Annotated in this window: 4 protein-coding genes and 1 pseudogene; all 5 read left to right on the top strand. The window is 63.5% G+C overall.

Annotated features, from left to right (window positions below; all coding sequences use genetic code 11):
• The coding region (locus tag AC5ZGW_RS45540) for an IS4 family transposase (RefSeq protein WP_496114143.1) at positions 1–320 on the top strand (320 nt) is incomplete at its 5' end.
• Between the two features lie 53 nt (positions 321–373).
• On the top strand, positions 374–784 hold the full coding sequence (gene tnpA, locus AC5ZGW_RS45535; protein WP_130232059.1) for an IS66-like element accessory protein TnpA: 411 nt from the start codon (positions 374–376) through the stop codon (positions 782–784).
• The gene (gene tnpB / locus AC5ZGW_RS45530; protein WP_130584126.1) at positions 781–1,128 is read left to right on the top strand and encodes an IS66 family insertion sequence element accessory protein TnpB; all 348 of its coding nucleotides are present in this window, start codon (positions 781–783) and stop codon (positions 1,126–1,128) included. Before tnpA ends, tnpB begins: the two co-directional genes overlap by 4 nt.
• A 73-nt stretch (positions 1,129–1,201) precedes the next feature.
• On the top strand, positions 1,202–2,773 hold the full coding sequence (gene tnpC, locus AC5ZGW_RS45525) for an IS66 family transposase (protein WP_130231824.1): 1,572 nt from the start codon (positions 1,202–1,204) through the stop codon (positions 2,771–2,773).
• 451 nt (positions 2,774–3,224) lie between these two features.
• Positions 3,225–3,521, top strand: a pseudogene (locus AC5ZGW_RS45520) (transposase); the annotation flags it as partial.
• Positions 3,522–3,596 lie beyond the last annotated feature (75 nt).

The raw sequence follows: 3,596 nt of genomic DNA, 5'->3' as shown, positions 1-3,596 counted from the left end.
CCAACCTGATCTCGCTCTTTTGCATCCTGAGTTGGCGGGTCTTCTGGATGACGATGCTCAACCGTTCCGCCCCAGACACGCCGCCAACCGTCGCGTTGACCGCGACTGAAATCGGCGTGCTCGATCGCCTCGTCAACGACAAACCAAAAGCAAAAAAGAAAATGCTCTCGCACTATCTTATCAAGATCGCCCGGCTCGGCGGTTATCTCGCCCGCGCCAGCGATCCGCCTCCCGGCAATACCGTTATGTGGCGTGGGCTGTCACGCCTCACCGACATCGCGCTGGGCGCGACGGTTGGAGGAGAATTTGTGGGTAATTGAAAGCCGGTGAAGGCCGCCTTGCCGAATGAGGCATGTTGTTGAGAACTGTCCTTATGGACAGTGATAGACGCAGTGCCCAAGTCGAACGGCTTGGGGTGGTGGACACGGGCCGGCGGCGGCGCTGGTCCGAGGATGAGAAGCTCAAGATCGTCCTGGAGAGCTTACAGGCGCCGCGCCAAGTCGCGGCAACAGCGCGGCGGTATGGCGTTTCGCGCTCATTGCTGCTGCGATGGCGACGCTCGTTTCAGCCTAAGCCGAAGGATGCCGCCTCTCCAACGGGCTTCGTACCGGCGATGGTGGTTGCGGAATCAGGGCCCTCGCCTTGTTCGGTCGAGCCGGCCGGCAGCGGCGGGTCGATCGAGATCGAGTTTGCTGCCGGGGTTCGGATGCGGATCACGGGTACGGTCGACGCGGCGACGCTGAAGGCCGTCGTCGCGACGCTGGCAGATGGACGCCTACGGTGATCCCCATTGCGTCGGGCGTGCGGGTGTGGATTGCGACCGGCCACACTGATATGCGTCGCGGCATGAACTCGCTGGCCTTGCTGGTGCAGGAAGCCTTCAAGCGAGACCCGCACGGCGGCGACCTCTATGTGTTCCGTGGCAAAAGCGGCAAGCTGATCAAGATCCTTTGGCACGATGGACTGGGCATGTCGCTTTATGCCAAGCGGCTGGAGCGCGGCCGCTTCCTGTGGCCGTCGTCGGCTGATGGCGTGGTGACAATCACCCCAGCCCAGCTTGGTTACCTGCTGGAGGGCATCGACTGGCGGATGCCGCAACATACCTGGCGACCGCAGGCGGCTGGCTGATCGCCGGCATTTGAATCGGCGGCACGATCAGCGGTTCGGACAAAGACCGCGTCTTGTGATTCTCTGGTCGGCGATGGGCGCCGATGATTCTCTTCCCGACGATGTGACCACGCTGCAGGCGATGCTGCGCGCCGAGCGAGCGGCCCGGTTGGCCGCGGAAGCCGAGGCCCAGGCAGGGACCTTGGTGATCGAGAAGCTCAAACTCACGATCAAGAAGCTCCGGCACGAGCAGTTCGGACAGTCCTCCGAGCGGGGCGCATTGCTGGACCAACTCGAGCTACAGCTCGCCGACCTGGAGGAGAACGCGGCGCAGGCTGAGACCGCGGCGCAGATGGCAGCCGAGAAGATTGCGGTGCCATCGTTCGAGCGCCGCAAGCCGGCCCGCCGGCCGCTGCCGGAGCATTTGCCGCGGGAGCGCATTGTCTATCCGGTGTCTGCCACCTGCCCATGCTGCGGCGACAGCCGATTGCGCAAGATTGGCGAGGACGTGACCGAAACGCTGGAGCTCATTCCGCGCCAGTGGAAGGTGATCCAGCACGTGCGCGAGAAGCTCGTCTGCCGGGCCTGCGAAGCGATCACCCAGCCGCCGGCCCCCTCGCATCCGATTGCGCGCGGGCGTGCAGGGCCCAAGCTGCTGGTCCATGTTCTGTTTGCCAAGTACGGCCTGCACCTGCCGCTCAATCGTCAGAGCGACGTCTACCGGCGTGAAGGCATCGACCTCGACGTATCGACGCTCGCGGACTGGGTAGGTGCCTCCGCGGCAACCCTGATGCCTCTGTTAGATGCGATCCGGAGCCACGTCTTCGCAGCCGAGCGCATCCACGCGGATGACACCACGGTGCCGGTCCTGGCCAAGGGCAAGACGCGGACCGGCCGGCTCTGGACCTACGTCCGCGACGACCGTCCGTTTGCCGGCCCAGATCCGCCGACTGCCGTGTTCTTCTACTCGCCTGATCGTGGCGGCGCGCATCCGGAGCAGCATCTGGCGGGCTATGCCGGACTGATGCAGGCCGACGCCTACGCCGGCTTTGGCAGGCTCTACGAGGCCAATCGCAAGGGCGGCCCGATCATCGAGGCCGCGTGCTGGGCGCACGGCAGGCGCAAGTTCTTTGATCTCGCGCGGCTCAGCAAGGCGCCGATCGCGGCCGAGGCGGTCAAGCGCATCGACCTTCTGTTCGCCATCGAGCGCGAGATCAACGGTCTTACTGCGCAGGAGCGTTTGCGTGTGCGCCAGGAGCGTAGCCGCCCCCTGATCGGCGAGCTGGATGCGTGGTTGCGCGAGCAGCGCGCCAAGCTCTCCAGGAACAACGACACGACCAAGGCGATCAATTACTGCCTCAGCCGCTGGGATGCATTTAGCCGCTTCCTTGATGACGGACGGCTTTGCATGTCGAACAATGCTGCTGAGCGTGAGCTACGGGCGGTCGCCGTGGGGCGAAAAAATTGGACCTTCGCTGGGTCCGATGAGGGGGGCCGGCGTGCGGCTGCCATCTACAGCCTCATCGCCACCGCCAAGCTCAATGACATCGACCCACAGGCTTGGCTTGCCGACGTGCTGATGCGCTTACCGGATCATCCCGCCAAGCGCATCCACAAACTCATGCCCTGGAATTGGCGACCTCAGAACGTCGCTCACGCCGCATAAGCGCGATCAGCCTTCCGCCAAAAACGACCTGGCCGGCGGTCGTCGCCGGGTGCATACGGACTTCCCGCGGGAACTAAGAGCATTCGGAGGTATGGCACTTCATGTGAAGAGCACCATGTACGAGCTCGCAGGGAGTACTTCGAGTAGCTCGGCACCGTCCTTTCCGAATAGGGGCGCTTATCTCGAGAAACCACACGATTCCGGCTGCTCATCACTTGCCGGCGAACCGTGAGGGTCGACTCCGCCCGCCACCGACCAGCGGATCTGCCAGCGACATAGGCAGTCGGCCGTGAAGAATCTCCCAAGCGGTTGAGCGGGAGTCGATTTTTGGAGCGGAACGAGGTTTGAGATTGCAAGCTCTTTGGGTTCGAAGGCCCAAAGGCTTGCAATTTCATTTTTGCGATTCCGTCGAATCGCGGGTCGTGATTCCGTGCTCGCATCGGAGGGAACGATGCGACCCAAGGAACGACGGGACAGCGGACAGGCCGACCTTCTGCGCTCGCGGCTGGACGCGATCATCGACATGGACCATGCCCTGGTGCAGCTTTCGCGGACGATCGACTGGGCGTTCCTCGAGCAGAAGTTCGGCGCGGTCTACGAGGACAAGCCGGGCCGGCCGCCGCTGCCGACCCGGCTGATGGCGGGCCTGGCGATCCTCAAGCACACCTACGACCTCTCCGACGAGGTGCTGCGCGAGCGCTGGGTGGAGAACCCCTATTACCAGTTCTTCTGCGGCGAGGAGTTCTTCGTAAGCGCTTAGCCGCAACCCTATTGACACTGGCTTGACGTTTTGCGGAACCGCCACGGCATGAGGTCTTCGATT

This window comes from Bradyrhizobium sp. Crot121 (genome assembly GCF_059512385.1).
Note: the sequence above shows the minus strand (reverse complement) of the source record. Positions and strands in the feature narration are given on the sequence as shown.

Bases quoted from the DNA above. Each gene is read 5' to 3' on its own strand.
- tnpC (WP_130231824.1), top strand. From the start codon at position 1,202: ATGGGCGCCGATGATTCTCTTCCCGACGATGTGACCACGCTGCAGGCG.
- tnpA (WP_130232059.1), top strand. From the start codon at position 374: ATGGACAGTGATAGACGCAGTGCCCAAGTCGAACGGCTTGGGGTGGTG.